Below are 14,889 nucleotides of genomic sequence, written 5' to 3' on the forward strand. Positions count from 1 at the left end.
GGTATCTTAATTTATTAAAGGTAATTTTATAATGAAGGTACTTCCTTTTCCCTTCTCACTTTCTACATATATCTGACCGTTATGGTCTTCTACAATTCTTTTAACATAAGCCAAACCTAAACCGTGACCTTTTACATTATGTATATTTCCGGTATGTTCTCTATAGAATTTTTCAAAAACTCTTTTTTGAGCTACCTTACTCATTCCTAATCCTTTATCCTTTACTTTAATAAGGATCATATCTTTAATGTTTTCTGTATACACATCAATATCAGGTACATCAGGAGAGTATTTAATAGCATTTTCTAATACATTTACAATCACATTTGTAAAGTGTACATCATTCATTAATGCTGTCTTTCTGCTAGCATCAAAATGAGTCTTTATCTGTCCTTCTCGATCCTCTAGAATTAAATTAACGTGTTCTATAGCGTCAAGAATAACCTCTTCCACATTACTCGATTCCTTATCTATATCGAGCTCTTTTTTCTCGAGTTTAGAAATTCGTAAAACATTTTCAACTTGGGCATGCATCCGTTTATTTTCGTCTCGAATCATCTGCAGGTACTTGAAAACCTTCTCCTTATCGTCTATTATCTTTGGGTTTTTAATCGCATCCAAAGCCAAATTGATTGTGGCTATAGGTGTTTTAAACTCATGTGTCATATTATTAATAAAATCCGTTTTGATTTCAGAAATTTGACGTTGGCGTATCAATTGATTTAAAGCACTTGTATAAGCCACAATAATAATTAACGTAAAAATGATCGATAAAACAGTTATACTAATCAATTCAGACAATAAGAACTTTTTCTTGTGCGGAAAACTAACTAATAACTTGTATTTTTCATTTCCTTCGTTATCAGTATAAATAGGTATAGAATAGGTTAATTCTTTATCGTACTTAAATTCAGGAGATTTTACGTTTGTAGCAATACCATTACTGTAAATTCCGAATTCAAATTTTGTATTTACACCGTATTCTTCTAATTCCTTTTTTATTAATTTTTGAAGTTCCTCTTTAGAAACTCTTTCATTTAATGGCATTGCCGCGGCAATATCCTTGTAAGAGATTTCAAATTGTACTTTATCCAAAACATCTAGATTACCTGATTTTTCAACCGTTACATCAGGAAGTAGATTATTAGACAAACTTGATTTATCAACTGTATTATTGTTATAAACCTCAGTTACTCGTTTAGAACTAAAATTTTTGAACTTTTCATTATTAAACTTTTTATTAAATAATGAAGATGAAATATCGTAATCCTCAGAAATAACACTATTTGAATAGACAATAGTTTTATTTGTTTTCGTATTTCTTTGTACGTAATAAAACTCTGTTAAATCTTCTTTTTTTGGTGTTTTCCCAGTACTATCTTTTATGCGATTGTATTTGTCATAAAAACTATACGCTTCTTGTTTTTGAAGCTTATCGGCAACGTTACCAATAACTTGTGTTACGTGAAATTTAAATTGTTCATCATTATTTTTAAATGATGTATTAAACCAATACACCTGAACTAGAATTATCCCTATTAAGGATAAACTCATCAATAAAACTAGTAATCTAAAAAAAAGTTTATTCATCGGTTCAAAATTAACATTTTAACAATATGAATGATAATGTATTAACCAAACATTAACATCTAATACTCATTTTGTTTAATCCTCAAAATTTTAAGAATATTTTCTGTATCTCTTTTAGCATTTTCAATTTCGATATTTTCAATCACATAGTCACTTTTTGAAACGCGCTGTTCATCAGTCCATTGTGAATTTATTCTACCTAAAACTTGCTCTCGTGAAGTTTTATCCCGCGTCATTACTCTTTGAATCCTTGATTCTACTGGGGCCGTAACGGTAATAATTACATCGAAATCTTTGTAACTTCCACTCTCAAATAATATAGCAGCTTCATAAACTACGATTGGAAACGCCTTATGTTCTAAAAGCCATTGTTTAAAATGTCGTTTTACCGCCGGATGAACAATCTCATTGAGTTGCTGCAGTTTTTCTGGGTCGTTAAACACTATTTGAGCAAGCTTATCTCTATTTAATACTTCTCCTTCAAAAAGTGTCTCACCAAATGTCTTTTTAATAGCATCGATAACTACTGAAGTTTGCATAATTTTTCGAGCTTCGTCATCTGCTATGTAAACAGGAATTCCTAAAGTTTTAAAATGATTTGCTATTGTAGTCTTTCCACTTCCGATACCTCCAGTCAATCCTATAATTCTAGTCATACTTAAACTTTAAAAAATAATTCAGGAAAAGCTACTTGTGGTTTTTGTTTTAGAATAATAATTTTTACAAATGATTCTATAAAACCTATTCCGTAACCATAAAATTGTTTCCAAACCGCTACTACTGATAAATAGCCAATTTTAATACTTTTATTCTGATAAGTTGACACCAAAAATAGTACCAAAAAGTAAATAAAATACAATTTAAGTAATGCGTCAAAATTGAAAATCAGAGACAGCACTGCGACCGCAAATCCAATAATAAAAACAGACGGAAAAAAGAAGGTGATTTTATTGTACTGCGGATACCAACTGTTAAGTATCGGTCTGGCTTTACCAAATTTATTAACTTGTATAGAAAACTTGTCCCAATCAATCCTTCTTTTATGATAAACATACGCATCAGGAAAGAGTTTGGTTTCAAAACCTAAATTCCACAATCGGATTGATAGGTCTGGATCTTCACCGGGATGGATGTTTCCAAAGCCATTTGATGCTTCAAATGCTTTTCTAGACAATCCCATATTAAAACTTCTAGGTTGGAACTTATCTATTTTTTCAGAACCGCCTCTTATTCCACCAGTTGTAAGAAAAGAAGTCATCGCAAAGTTGATTGCCTTTTGAATATCTGAAAAACTATCAAGAGCACGATCAGGACCACCGAAGCAATCTACATAATTTAGTTTTAAAGCTTTATCAACTTCAAGAAGATATTGGGTTGGAATAATACAATCAGAATCAAAAATAATAAAGTAATCACCTTTGGCTTTTTTCATTCCGTAGTTTCTGGAATCACCAGGTCCTGAATTGTCTTTATAATAATAGGCAATAGTTAATTTACTGTCGTATTTTTTTACAACATCCTCACACTTCACTGAAGAACCGTCTTCTACAATCACAACTTCAAAATCTTCATTATATGGTGATTTTGATAAACTTTCTAATAGTTCATCAACTTCCTCAGGTCTATTGTATACTGGAATAATTAAAGAAAAAAACATATTTCTATACTGGGATTAATTAGTGTAATAAGGGAATTTTTCGACAAAGATATACTATCTCAATAAAAAAACCATCAACTACTAATTGATGGTTCGTTATAAAATTAAAGTAAGCCTCTTCTTGTTATTCCTACATTTTTATTACTTCCAAAATCCTTAACTAATTTGCTCGAATTTACTTTCGATTCTAATCTAGAAATTGATTGAGATGCTCTTTAATACTATACAATCGATTTTTTGTTAAATCACTTATTCTACCCGCCATAATATTACTTTGAATGGATCCACCACCAGAATATTCTGTTTTAGAAACAATTCCGATAAGCTGAATTTCACTATCTCTAAATTTAATCCAATTTCTTTGCGCTACTTTTAATTTTTCTTGATCCTTCGGTACTAGTTTTTTTATCAAAATGGCATAATATTTATTCAGTAATTTATCGTAATCTTTATTGAGTTCAACAATAGCGTTAGTCATTCCTGAAGTGGTATAATCAATCGCAACTTTCTTATCTGCTAATTTTTCAACCCGGTACAGGTCTGTTTTAAATTCAATATCTAATTTAAGGTCTGCACCGTCATTCACTTTTGTCAAGGAATCTCTGAATTTAACCGTTTGTTTATCTACTTGAACTTTTATTTCGGCTAGTTTTGAATTTGTAAGTTCTGTTTGTGCATGGGCAAAAGTCACCAATAATAGTAAAAGTAATAATAGTCGATTTTTCATTATATAATTTTTATGAGTTACAACACAATAGGAGCATCTTCTGTTTCGAAAATACCATTGCGTTAACAATTGAACTAAAGTAAGCAATTGATATAAAATTAATAGCTAAAATTATATTAAAAAGGAGATTCTACTAAAGTAGTCCACTTTATAATTAGCAAAAACCGTATTCTAACGCAATGAGATGTATATAATATTACTTTAGCTTAAAAATTACTATGAAGTCTTTAAGCTAAAAGACAAGCAATAAGTTTTTTATTAGTACGGAGGAGGAATTTTATCAAACTACATCTTTAGCTAGGATTCCTCTTTCGCCGGAATGACAATTTTGTGGTAATTTTTGATTCCAGCATTTTCAAAAGTTAAATAGAACAAAACCTCTCTTTAGCCTTGACAATAGCGGCATCTCCCGATTTAGAAAAACAAGGCTTTTTTAGCCGTAGTTTTTATTTAGCGGGAATACAGCGAATGGCGCGATTACAATTCATCAAAATCCTAAATAGTGAAGCTCCTAAAACAAAAAAACACCTTGTTTTAATTGGCATGAACCGCATAAAACAAGGTGTTATCTTACAATTTGAAGAAAAGAATTATTCGATACTCTCTACTCCTACCATTTCATTTGTATCTGCTTTGTAATCTACACCGTCAAATCCAAATCCGAAAAGATTGTGAAAATCACTTCTGTATCCTTCTAAATCTCCTAGTTCAGCAAGATTCTCAGTAGTGGCTTCTTGCCATAACTGGCCTATTTTTTCTTGAACATCAGCACGCATTTCCCAATCGTCAACACGAATTCTTCCTTTTTCATCCGTTGGGATTTCTTTTCCAGTAAATAATCTATCCGCATACAAACGTTGAATTTGTTCGATACAACCTTCGTGAATCCCTTCATCTTTCATTATTTTATACAATAAAGAAATATACAAAGGTATCACTGGAATCGCTGAACTTGCTTGTGTTACTAAGGCTTTATTTACAGAAACATAAGCTTTCCCGTCAATATCAGCAAGGCTGTCAGTGATAGTAAATGCAGTCGCTTCAAGGTGATCTTTAGCACGACCAATTGTTCCTTTTCTATAAACCGCTTCGGTCAAAGATGGTCCAATATAAGAATAAGCAACTGTTGTTGCACCTGGAGCCAATAGATTTTCTGATTTTAAAGCGTCGATCCACATTTTCCAGTCTTCACCTCCCATTACAGCAACAGTATTTTCAATATCATCACCAGAAGACGGTTCAATCGAAATTTCTGACACCTTCCCTGAATGGAAATCAACAGTTTTATTAGTAAATTTATCTCCAATAGGTTTCAAAACTGAACGGTGCAAAACTCCAGTAACTGGATGCATACGAACTGGCGAAGCCAAGCTATAGATAATCAAATCTACTTGTCCTAAATCCGCTTTTATAAGATCTAATGTTTGTTTTTTTATTTCATTCGAAAAAGCATCTCCGTTAATACTTTTAGCATACAAACCTGCTTTATGTGCTTCTTTTTCGAAAGCAGCAGAGTTGTACCAACCTGGAGAAGCAGTTTTTCCTTCACTTGGTGGTTTTTCAAAAAATACTCCAATAGTTGCAGCATCAGATCCAAAAGCACTAGAAATTCTTGACGCTAATCCAAATCCTGTTGAAGCACCAATTACTAATACTTTTTTAGCACCAGCAATAGCTCCTTTTGATTTTACATACTCAATTTGATTTTTTACGTTTTGCTCGCATCCATCTGGGTGAGATGTCAAACAAATAAATCCTCTCATTCTTGGTTCTATAATCATTTTTTATATCGTTTAATCGTTGATTTACTATTTCTATTTTTATGAAAATTATTCTACTTCTAACTAAAGAGGGCAAATATAACCCAAAAAACTAGTTCAGCAAGGCTTTAGCGTGATTTAGAGCAGAATCTGAGACTACTGCTCCAGACAACATTTGAGCGATTTCAATGATTCGATCTTCCTCTGACAGTAATTTTAACTCAGACTGCGTGTCTTCGCCTACTGTTGATTTCGAAACCTTAAAATGTGCGTTTCCTTTTGCTGCTATTTGTGGCAAATGTGTAATTGCAAAAATTTGCATGGTTTGACTCATTTCTTTCATGATTTCACCCATTTTGATTGCAATTTCTCCAGATACACCAGTGTCAATTTCGTCAAAAATCAATGTTGGAAGCTTCGAATATTGTGCTAATATTGCTTTTACAGCAAGCATTATTCTAGACATTTCACCTCCAGAAGCAACTTTCTTCAGTATCCCAAAGTCTGTTCCCTTATTAGCCGAAAATAAAAACTGAATTTCATCCTTACCATTATTATAGTAGGTAGTAGATTCTATCACTTGAATATCAAAACGAACATTAGGCATTCCTAAGGTTGCTAATATAGTAATCATTTTTTGAGATAAAACAGGAACTGCTTCCACTCTTTTATTATGAATAATCATCGCCTGACTATCTAATAATGTAGCTTTTTCTTGAATTGCAAGTGTCAATTTTTCTATTTCTCCTTCTAAACTACCAAGTTCAAAAACGGAGTTTTCTAATTGAGTTTGGATTTCTAATAATTCATCGACAGTCGAAACCTGATGTTTCTTTTGCAAATTATAAATAAGCTGCAACTTCTGACCAATAAAATCTAATTGTGCTGGATCATTAATAAGTTTATCTGAACAGCGACTCAGCTCATCTGAAATGTCATCAAATTCTATAGCGACACTTGTGATTCTTTCTAATAGCGAATTATAATCTGTCGAAAAAGAGGCGATTTTTTGTAACGAACCTTTTATTTCTTTTAAATTATATAAAACTCCTATTTGTTCTTCATTGGCAACAGCCAACGATTTATCAAGAGATTCTTTGATAATCTCTACGTTATTTAACTTTTCGAAATCATCTTCAAGAACTTCTTGCTCTCCTGATTTTAAATTTGCTTCAACTAGCTCATTTAGTAAAAAACTATGGTACTCTTGCTCTTTTAACGATTCCCCTTGTTTTTTTATAAGCGAATTTAACTTGGTTTTATCGGTTTTATAACTTTTAAGAAGTGCTTGGTATTCTTGAATGCTTTCTGAATTTCCCGCAATAGCGTCAATGATATCAAACTGCACATTCTCATCAGAGAGCTCTCTTGTTTGCTGTTGCGAATGAATGTCTATCAAAAACAAACTTAACTCTTGCAATACTTGCAAATTCACAGGACTGTCATTGATAAAAGCTCTCGATTTTCCCGAAGGAAGGATTTCGCGTCTTACAATTGTATCGTCTTCATAGTCTAATTCATTGTTTTCGAAAAAAGGAGATAAATTATATTTTGATATTTCAAAATGGGCTTCAATAATACACTTTTCCTCCTTATTTTTTAAAGAAGTCAAGTCGGCTCTTTTTCCTAAAACCAAGCCTAGAGCTCCTAAAATAATCGATTTTCCAGCACCTGTTTCTCCCGTAATAATTGAAAATCCTTTTGAAAAATCTATACTTAATTTTTCTATTAATGCATAGTTTTTTATCGATAGCGTGGTTATCATTTATGGTGTGTTTTATTATGAAGATTTAAATTTATTGTAAAAAAGCTAATAAATTTAGTATTTAATCATTTCCCATTTGCTGGAGTTCAATGGCGATGTTTTATTCAAACTCTCAATTAAATCCGAGATATTACTGTTGGGTCCGCCTGAAAAAACAGAGAGAATTTCATCTGATTTGGCATCGAAAAAGATACGTGTCAAAAATGCGTTGGGTTTAGAAGAATTAAATTTACCTAAATCTAATAAACTTCCTTTTATTTTTTCTTTGGCCAATTTTAAATCTTTTGACATAAGGTCTAAACCTAAATGATAGTCTAAAGACGATTTTCGTACTGTTGAAAATGATCCGGATAACAAATCATTAATAAGAAAATAACGATTTTGATTTCCATCAGATTGACTCCAACCTTTATAACCACTTTGTTGTGCTAAGTTTGAAATATTTTGTGCAACTTCAAAATTAGAATCTCCAGATTCAAAAACGAAGGTATCTTGATCCATTCCTAAAACAATATAACTATAAAAAGAAATCACAGAAACGAGATTCGACTCGAAGGAAGTAGGATTAAAAAGAAGATTCTCAAACTCAGTATATCTAAAACTAAAATCTTTGTCATTGAAATTTACAACTGGTGATGAATAAGAGGAATTGTAAATAGGTCTTGAAGATTGTACTTGTAATGTCGCCGTAAACTGATCTGAATTATTTGATTCAATAGTAATATACATCGAACAACTAATTTTTTCGTTCTGTTTCAATGACTGTCCGGTCCAATCTGTTTTATTTACAAACTCATTTAACGATGTTTCCAGAGTCTTAAAAACCTGCTGATTAGCATTACTTAATTTATCTGAATTTACCGTCACAGTACAATTAAGCTGTTGCGCTTGAGTAAGCCCAACTGAAAGCAGTAATAAAAAGGTAATTATCTTATTCATTAAATTTTGCAATTACTTTATTTAATATATCGTCAGCAACGGCTTCTTTCGATTTCAGTTCCATCGCTTCAATATTAAAATCCTTATCAATGAAGGTAACTTTGTTGGTTGATTTTCCAAAACCTGCACCTTGATCTTGTAAAGAATTTAAAACAATCAAATCTAAGTTTTTTTTCTGGATTTTCCCCTTTGCATTTTCAATTTCATTTTCAGTTTCTAGAGCGAAACCAATTAAAAACTGATTTTTCTTTCTATCTCCAAGCGAAGCTAGGATATCCTTTGTCTTTTCGAGCTCAATAACAAAATTATCTGCGGCCTTTTTAATTTTTTGAGTAGCCACATTTTTTGGTCGATAATCAGCTACAGCAGCTGCCGCTATAGCAACATCTACCTCTCCAAAATACTGATGACAGGCTTCATACATTTCCTGGGCAGAAACAACATTTACTACTTTGATTAAAGAATGATCTACTGTAAAATGTGTTGGACCAGCCACTAAAATAACTGAAGCCCCTAAGTTAGCAGCACTTTTAGCAATATCAAATCCCATCTTACCAGAAGAATGGTTTCCTATAAAACGTACGGGGTCTATTGCTTCGTATGTGGGACCGGCAGTAATTAATATTTTTTTTCCTTTGAGGGGTAATTTGCTTTCTAAATCAGCTTCCAAGAAACGAATAATAGTTGAAGGTTCAGCCATTCTTCCTTCGCCAGAAAGACCGCTTGCCAGTTCTCCACTTTCGGCAGGAATTATGTTATTTCCAAATTCTTTTAAAGCTTTAAAACTAGCTACTGTAGAAGGATGAATATACATATCTAAATCCATTGCTGGTGCAAAATACACAGGACATTTGGCAGATAAATAGGTAGCTATTAAAAGATTGTCGCAACTACCGTTTGCCATCTTAGACAAGGTATTTGCAGTAGCGGGAGCAATAACCATAAGATCTGCCCAAAGCCCTAACTCAACATGATTATTCCATTTTTCATTTTCTTCATCTTGATTAAAGAACGTGGAATGAACCGGGTTTTTAGATAAGGTGGATAATGTAAGAGGAGTTACAAAATCCGTAGAAGCAGGTGTCATTATCACTTGGACATGTGCACCTGCTTTTATGAAAAGTCGTACTAATGACGCTGTTTTATAGGCGGCAATTCCACCAGAAATTCCTAGTAAAACCTTTTTTCCGCTTAAAACTGACATTGTACTTTTATTTATTTGAATCTCTGTGATAAATTTTACCATCTAACCATTCTTGAACTGCTAAAGCATGTGGCTTTGGCAATTTCTCATAGAATTTAGAAACCTCAATTTGTTCTTTGTTTTCAAAAACTTCTTCAAGACTATCATTATATGTAGCAAACTCTTCTAGTTTCTCAGTCAATTCTTTTTTAATTTCAGAATTGATTTGATTTGCTCTTTTAGCCATAATGGTTATCGCCTCATACACATTTCCAGTAGGTTCTTCAATAACAGTTTTATTATATGTTATTGTATTTACCGGAGCATTCGTCTTTTTTAAATCCATGACTTTATTTATTTAGAAAATTTTTGTAAATCTTGTTCAACTCTAGCTAGCATTTCGTTAGCTACTTTTTTGTATTTTGTATCAGCATTAAATTTCATCAAATTTGTATGTGCTGTTTTTGCAACATTCAAACGTTCTTCCATCTTATAGTCAACACTATTTATTCCTAGTTGGTAGGCAGAATCAAACTTATAAAATAAAGCATCTTCTTTATAAGGAGTTCCAGGATAATCAGCTATAAAATTATCTAAAGCGACAATTGCTGACTTGTAATCTAATATTGTGTTGTATCCTTTAGCATTTTCAAATACTTTCTTTTCGATTTTTTCACTTAAAGCACGCACTGTTGCATTAGCCTCAGGCAAATACTCAGAGTTAGGATAAGTATCTATAAAAGCCTGTAATTTATCAATTGCTTTAAAAGTATCCGTTTGATCTAAGCTGTAAACTGGTGACAACATAGAGTAACTTTTAGGTCCTAAATAAGCAGCTTCCTGTACTTTTTCGCTTTTTGGATATCCTGAAACGAAACTTTCAAACTGATAACCAGCTAAATAATATTGTTTTGTTTTGTAATAAGATTGTGCAAACATGTAAAACAACTTTTCTGCTTGCGGTTTCCCTCTGTAAGCAGGTGCTATTTGTTCAAAAAGTCGTATTGCTTTACTATATTTCCCAGCTTCATAAAGTTTTGTACCCATTTCAAATTTCGCGGCTACATCATCATTTTTCAGTGCTTTTTGGTATTCGTTACAAGAAGCAAAAAGAACAGTAAGAAGCAATAGAGATATAATTTTTTTCATTTATTTATTTTTTTATTTATTCTATGGGTTACTCAAACCCACAAAAAATCATACCGAAGTTTCGGTGGCAAATTTAGTTATTAATTTAGCTACTACAAAATATTTCTTTGCTTAATAAGTAAGCGGTAATTAGTGTATCTAATTTGATATTTTTTTTACAAAATCATCGATTCTCTGAGCTAAAGATTCATCAACCTGAACTAATGGTAAACGCACAAAACTTTCTGCTATACCCAATGAATCAAACACTTGCTTAATTCCAGCAGGGTTTCCTTGTTCAAAAATCATGTCAATAGAATCAGACAAAAGATACTGCAATTTATATGCTTCCTCTACTTTGCGATCTAATCCTAAACGAATCATTTCAGAAAATTCTTTCGGAAAACCTTGTCCTATTACTGAAATCACGCCTGAACCTCCCGCAAGAACCATTGGTAAAGCAATCATATCATCTCCTGAAAGTACTAGAAAATCGCTTGGTTTATCCTTCAATATTTGCATCGCTTGAACGATATCTCCAGCAGCTTCTTTAACAGCTACAATGTTTTCAAAATCATTTGCCAATCGCAAAACTGTTTTTGGCAACATATTACTTGACGTTCTTCCAGGAACATTGTATATTATAACTGGAATTGGGGAAGCTTCAGAAATCGCTTTGAAATGTTGATATATTCCCTCTTGCGTTGGTTTATTATAAAATGGAGAAACGGAAAGTATCGCTATAAAAGCAGATAAATCTCTAGTTTTTAACTCTTCAACAATTTTTCTAGTATCATTACCTCCTACTCCCAAAACTAATGGTAAGCGTCCATTATTACAGTCCACTACTGTTTTAATAACCACCTCTTTTTCTGCCTCAGAAAGTGTGGCGTTCTCTGCTGTTGTTCCTAGAACTACAAGATATTCAATTCCGCCGGCTACTGAATATTCTACAATTCTACACAATGCTTCCGTATCAATTGAAAAATCTTCTTTAAAGGGAGTCACAAGGGCAACACCAGTTCCTATTAATGCTTGCATGATTATATTAAATTAATTTTGTTTGATTCTTTTTAAATATTTGAACAACTCATTTGTAAAAACCTCATGTTTTTCAGCAGTGGTATCTATTATTAGGTGATTCAACTTTTTATCAATTGATGCAAATCCCACTTTGAGTTTAGCATTAGAACGATGAGTGATCAACATTAAAATTGGTCTATCTACCTCATAATAACTAATCAATACATCAAAATCCTGGCTGATAAAATTATTTACAGCTGCATTTGTTATTTCAGAATTTGATTTCAAATCCTTCGAACTAAAATCAGCTGCCGTACCATTTTTACTTAAATTGTTCTTATAAGTAATAATTGTAATGTTTTCTTCTAAAATTCCGTTTTCGACCAACTCTTTCATCAAAGAATTTCTCTCTAAAAAATGACTTTCATCAATAATTAGTCCCACGGTTTTGATAGCACCAGTAAGCCTTGTACTTTTTACATCATAAAAAATATTTTTCAATTTCTTTTTTAGGAAAAAACCTTTTAAATAACTTAAAAACATACTAATTTTACTGGATAACAAAATTAATTAATAAAGTCTCATTTTAAATGGTAAATCTAAAAAAGTATAACGGGTTTTTAAAACTTTTTGTTATATTCTTAACATTATTTTCTGCGCTTTCGTGCAGCAAACAAGTTCTTCATGTTACTACTATTGAAGGAAAACTAGTTCCTATAGTCAATACAACTAATCAAAGCTCTCAAATTGATGACTTTATCAAGCCCTATCGGGAACACATTAATAAAGATCTAAACACCGTCTTAGCTTATTGTCCAGAAACGCTAGATAAAAGTTCAGGGAAATGGCAAACTAAAATTGGTAATCTACAGTCAGACGTTACGAGAAGCCAAGGAAACCGCGTATTTAAAAGTAGAGAAAATAAAAACATCGATATCTGTATGCTCAACAGTGGCGGAATTCGCTCAGTACTTCCAAAAGGAGATGTTACAGCCCGAAATGCTTTTGAGATTATGCCTTTTGAAAACAGTCTTGTTGTTATTGCTTTAAAAGGGGAACAAATCACAGAGTTAGTAAATTATTTTATTGCCGATAAAAAACCACATCCTCTATCTGGAATGTCATTTACGATCGATAAAAATGGCAACCCAAAAAATATTCTTGTACAGGGAAAAGCGCTTAATCTTGAGACAATTTATTATGTTGCTACCAATGATTATTTAGCAAACGGAGGAGACAATATGACTTTCTTTTCTAAAGGTGTTCAAAAATTTGATTTGAACTACAAACTTCGTGATATCCTGATCGACTATTTTAAAGACGTTGATACGATTCCAGTGCCAACTGATATACGAATTACAGAAGAATAATTAATATTAATAAAAGTAGTTTAATACCATAACGACTAGCCCCGATAGAAATGAAAATCCTTTTTATCTCGTTTTTAGAACGAGATAAAAAGATTGTAATGAATAGCGGGAAATAGCTCCAAAAATAAAGTGATGAAAAGAAGAGATTTTATAGAGAAAACAGCCGCTGGAACCGCTTTTGTAGGTTTGGGTTTATCATTAAGCAGTTTTAAATCTACGGATATAAAACAACTTACCATTTTACATACAAATGACGTGCACAGTTATATAGATCCTTTTCCAGCAGATCACCCCCGAAACGCAAATATGGGTGGTGTTGCTAGAAGAGCCGAAATAATAGAAGCCGTTAGAAAAGAAAACCCAAATGTATTACTGCTGGACGCTGGTGATATATTCCAAGGAACTCCTTATTTTAACTACTATGGGGGAGAACTCGAGTTTAAATTGATGAGTATGATGCGTTATGATGCTGCAACAATAGGGAATCATGATTTTGACAACGGTATCGAAGGTCTTTATGCCCAATTACCACATGCTAGTTTTGAATTTATTTCTTCGAATTACGATTTCAAAAACACGCTTATGGACGGTTTTGTAAAACCTTATAAAATCTTCAATAAAAACGGAATTAAAGTTGGCGTTTTTGGATTAGGCGTGGAATTAAATGGCCTAGTTGATAAAAATATGTATGGAGAAACAGTTTACAATGACCCTGTAGAAACAAGCCAGGACATGGTACGTATTTTGAAGAAAGAAGAGAAATGTGACTTAGTGATATGTCTATCCCACATAGGGTACAACTATAGAAATGAACCAGAAAAGATTTGCGACTTAAAATTAGCTGCACTAACGAAGGATATCGATATGATTATTGGTGGACATACTCATACTTTTTTAAACAAACCAACAATTGTCAAAAACCTTGATGACAAAGAAGTTCTAGTAAATCAAGTAGGATGTTACGGAATAAACCTTGGTCGAATTGATGTGTTTTTTGATTCAAATAAAAATAAAACACACGAAGGAAGATCAATTGTTGTCTAACAAAATCACCGATTCAGCATTTACTTTTTCTGCATCAATCACAAAGCGGTAAAACACATAATAAACACTGGCATTCAATAGCATCGCCAATGGCCTAAACGCTATTGGCGCTATATTCGAAAGGTAATATTTCTCAATAAAAACGATAAAATACTGCGTTACAGACAGCAATCCAAAAATTAACAACCAGGAATTCATTTTATTATAATTCATCACAAATTGAGACAACGCAAGTCCGCCAATAACCGAAATCAAGACATTTTGAACTATTAATAGAAAATAACTCTTCATTTGTATTTCTGTCGAAATCGACAATAAATAAGAAAAAATAAATAAAAAAGGCAAAACAGCAATAAATAAAGGGATATAATCCTTGAGTTTTATTAGCTGCACTACATAAGAAATTAGCAGTAACCTATGTGCTAAAAAAACGATTAGCCCCATAAACAATAAATTCTCGGTCCCAGGAATAAAAAGAATATTAGTAATCATCGACAAAAAAAGCACAACAAAAAAAGTGCGATTTCTTTCCTTAGATGCATTCCAATACAGGGCCATAATTCCAATAGACAATAAAGGTTTAAAAATAAATACTAATACTATATCCGAAAGTAATTCTGTAATTACTTCAATTAGCGCAATACTATAAAATAGTATTGTCAATCGTTTCCCAAGAGTATTTTCATTCTTAAGTCCAAACATC

General features: G+C 32.3%; 16 protein-coding genes. 3 read left to right on the top strand and 13 right to left on the bottom strand.

The window, feature by feature from the left end:
• Positions 1–6: 6 nt before the first annotated feature.
• From FQU23_RS06195 to FQU23_RS06210, 4 genes are all read right to left on the bottom strand, one after another.
• Entirely contained in the window at positions 7–1,590 is a 1,584-nt protein-coding gene (locus tag FQU23_RS06195; protein WP_147673097.1) for a sensor histidine kinase, read from the bottom strand.
• 59 nt (positions 1,591–1,649) lie between these two features.
• The gene (gene coaE / locus FQU23_RS06200; RefSeq protein WP_147673098.1) at positions 1,650–2,246 is read right to left on the bottom strand and encodes a dephospho-CoA kinase; all 597 of its coding nucleotides are present in this window, start codon (positions 2,244–2,246) and stop codon (positions 1,650–1,652) included.
• Between the two features lie 2 nt (positions 2,247–2,248).
• Entirely contained in the window at positions 2,249–3,247 is a 999-nt protein-coding gene (locus FQU23_RS06205) for a glycosyltransferase (protein ID WP_147673099.1), read from the bottom strand.
• 187 nt (positions 3,248–3,434) lie between these two features.
• Complete coding sequence (locus FQU23_RS06210) at positions 3,435–3,974, bottom strand: lysozyme inhibitor LprI family protein (protein ID WP_147673100.1); 540 nt, start codon at positions 3,972–3,974, stop codon at positions 3,435–3,437.
• A 390-nt stretch (positions 3,975–4,364) separates the two neighbouring features.
• Here FQU23_RS06210 and FQU23_RS06215 point away from each other — a divergent pair, with 390 nt between their 5' ends.
• Positions 4,365–4,613: a hypothetical protein gene (locus FQU23_RS06215; RefSeq protein WP_147673101.1), complete on the top strand. Its 249-nt coding sequence runs from the start codon at positions 4,365–4,367 to the stop codon at positions 4,611–4,613.
• Here FQU23_RS06215 and fabV read toward each other — a convergent pair.
• From fabV to FQU23_RS06255, 8 genes are all read right to left on the bottom strand, one after another.
• On the bottom strand, positions 4,565–5,755 hold the full coding sequence (gene fabV / locus FQU23_RS06220; protein ID WP_147673102.1) for an enoyl-ACP reductase FabV: 1,191 nt from the start codon (positions 5,753–5,755) through the stop codon (positions 4,565–4,567). The two genes, FQU23_RS06215 and fabV, sit on opposite strands and share 49 nt — an antisense overlap.
• 91 nt (positions 5,756–5,846) lie before the next feature.
• Positions 5,847–7,499, bottom strand: coding sequence for a DNA repair protein RecN (gene recN, locus FQU23_RS06225; protein WP_147673103.1), 1,653 nt, complete (start codon positions 7,497–7,499; stop codon positions 5,847–5,849).
• A gap of 54 nt (positions 7,500–7,553) precedes the next feature.
• The gene (locus tag FQU23_RS06230) at positions 7,554–8,438 is read right to left on the bottom strand and encodes a DUF4835 family protein (protein ID WP_147673104.1); all 885 of its coding nucleotides are present in this window, start codon (positions 8,436–8,438) and stop codon (positions 7,554–7,556) included.
• Positions 8,431–9,642, bottom strand: a complete 1,212-nt coding sequence (coaBC, locus tag FQU23_RS06235) for a bifunctional phosphopantothenoylcysteine decarboxylase/phosphopantothenate--cysteine ligase CoaBC (RefSeq protein ID WP_147673105.1) — start codon at positions 9,640–9,642, stop codon at positions 8,431–8,433. Before coaBC ends, FQU23_RS06230 begins: the two co-directional genes overlap by 8 nt.
• A gap of 7 nt (positions 9,643–9,649) precedes the next feature.
• A complete protein-coding gene (locus tag FQU23_RS06240) occupies positions 9,650–9,967 on the bottom strand; it encodes a DNA-directed RNA polymerase subunit omega (RefSeq protein WP_026709525.1) in 318 nt (105 codons plus the stop codon).
• 8 nt (positions 9,968–9,975) lie between these two features.
• Positions 9,976–10,770, bottom strand: coding sequence for an outer membrane protein assembly factor BamD (locus FQU23_RS06245; protein ID WP_147673106.1), 795 nt, complete (start codon positions 10,768–10,770; stop codon positions 9,976–9,978).
• 138 nt (positions 10,771–10,908) lie between these two features.
• Positions 10,909–11,790: a 4-hydroxy-tetrahydrodipicolinate synthase gene (gene dapA, locus FQU23_RS06250; RefSeq protein WP_147673107.1), complete on the bottom strand. Its 882-nt coding sequence runs from the start codon at positions 11,788–11,790 to the stop codon at positions 10,909–10,911.
• A gap of 12 nt (positions 11,791–11,802) precedes the next feature.
• Positions 11,803–12,315 carry a DUF6913 domain-containing protein gene (locus FQU23_RS06255; protein ID WP_147673108.1) on the bottom strand — a complete coding sequence of 171 codons (513 nt, stop codon included), beginning with the start codon at positions 12,313–12,315 and terminating at the stop codon, positions 11,803–11,805.
• A gap of 47 nt (positions 12,316–12,362) precedes the next feature.
• Between FQU23_RS06255 and FQU23_RS06260 the strand changes: the two genes are divergently transcribed.
• Both FQU23_RS06260 and FQU23_RS06265 read left to right on the top strand, forming a co-directional pair.
• Complete coding sequence (locus FQU23_RS06260) at positions 12,363–13,142, top strand: 5'-nucleotidase C-terminal domain-containing protein (protein ID WP_147673109.1); 780 nt, start codon at positions 12,363–12,365, stop codon at positions 13,140–13,142.
• Between the two features lie 132 nt (positions 13,143–13,274).
• A complete protein-coding gene (locus tag FQU23_RS06265; protein WP_147673110.1) occupies positions 13,275–14,186 on the top strand; it encodes a bifunctional metallophosphatase/5'-nucleotidase in 912 nt (303 codons plus the stop codon).
• Here the strand turns inward: FQU23_RS06265 and FQU23_RS06270 are convergent.
• On the bottom strand, positions 14,172–14,888 hold the full coding sequence (locus tag FQU23_RS06270) for a hypothetical protein (RefSeq protein ID WP_147673111.1): 717 nt from the start codon (positions 14,886–14,888) through the stop codon (positions 14,172–14,174). The two genes, FQU23_RS06265 and FQU23_RS06270, sit on opposite strands and share 15 nt — an antisense overlap.
• Position 14,889: the final 1 nt, after the last annotated feature.

The sequence above is a fragment of the Flavobacterium sp. XN-5 genome, from assembly GCF_008033395.2.
GTDB classification, from domain to species: Bacteria; Bacteroidota; Bacteroidia; order Flavobacteriales; family Flavobacteriaceae; genus Flavobacterium; species Flavobacterium hiemivividum.

Bases quoted from the DNA above. Each gene is read 5' to 3' on its own strand.
- FQU23_RS06195 (WP_147673097.1), bottom strand. From the start codon at position 1,590: ATGAATAAACTTTTTTTTAGATTACTAGTTTTATTGATGAGTTTATCC.
- coaE (WP_147673098.1), bottom strand. From the start codon at position 2,246: ATGACTAGAATTATAGGATTGACTGGAGGTATCGGAAGTGGAAAGACT.
- FQU23_RS06205 (WP_147673099.1), bottom strand. From the start codon at position 3,247: ATGTTTTTTTCTTTAATTATTCCAGTATACAATAGACCTGAGGAAGTT.
- FQU23_RS06210 (WP_147673100.1), bottom strand. From the start codon at position 3,974: ATGAAAAATCGACTATTATTACTTTTACTATTATTGGTGACTTTTGCC.
- fabV (WP_147673102.1), bottom strand. From the start codon at position 5,755: ATGATTATAGAACCAAGAATGAGAGGATTTATTTGTTTGACATCTCAC.
- recN (WP_147673103.1), bottom strand. From the start codon at position 7,499: ATGATAACCACGCTATCGATAAAAAACTATGCATTAATAGAAAAATTA.
- FQU23_RS06230 (WP_147673104.1), bottom strand. From the start codon at position 8,438: ATGAATAAGATAATTACCTTTTTATTACTGCTTTCAGTTGGGCTTACT.
- coaBC (WP_147673105.1), bottom strand. From the start codon at position 9,642: ATGTCAGTTTTAAGCGGAAAAAAGGTTTTACTAGGAATTTCTGGTGGA.
- FQU23_RS06240 (WP_026709525.1), bottom strand. From the start codon at position 9,967: ATGGATTTAAAAAAGACGAATGCTCCGGTAAATACAATAACATATAAT.
- FQU23_RS06245 (WP_147673106.1), bottom strand. From the start codon at position 10,770: ATGAAAAAAATTATATCTCTATTGCTTCTTACTGTTCTTTTTGCTTCT.
- dapA (WP_147673107.1), bottom strand. From the start codon at position 11,790: ATGCAAGCATTAATAGGAACTGGTGTTGCCCTTGTGACTCCCTTTAAA.
- FQU23_RS06255 (WP_147673108.1), bottom strand. From the start codon at position 12,315: ATGTTTTTAAGTTATTTAAAAGGTTTTTTCCTAAAAAAGAAATTGAAA.
- FQU23_RS06260 (WP_147673109.1), top strand. From the start codon at position 12,363: ATGGTAAATCTAAAAAAGTATAACGGGTTTTTAAAACTTTTTGTTATA.
- FQU23_RS06265 (WP_147673110.1), top strand. From the start codon at position 13,275: ATGAAAAGAAGAGATTTTATAGAGAAAACAGCCGCTGGAACCGCTTTT.
- FQU23_RS06270 (WP_147673111.1), bottom strand. From the start codon at position 14,888: ATGTTTGGACTTAAGAATGAAAATACTCTTGGGAAACGATTGACAATA.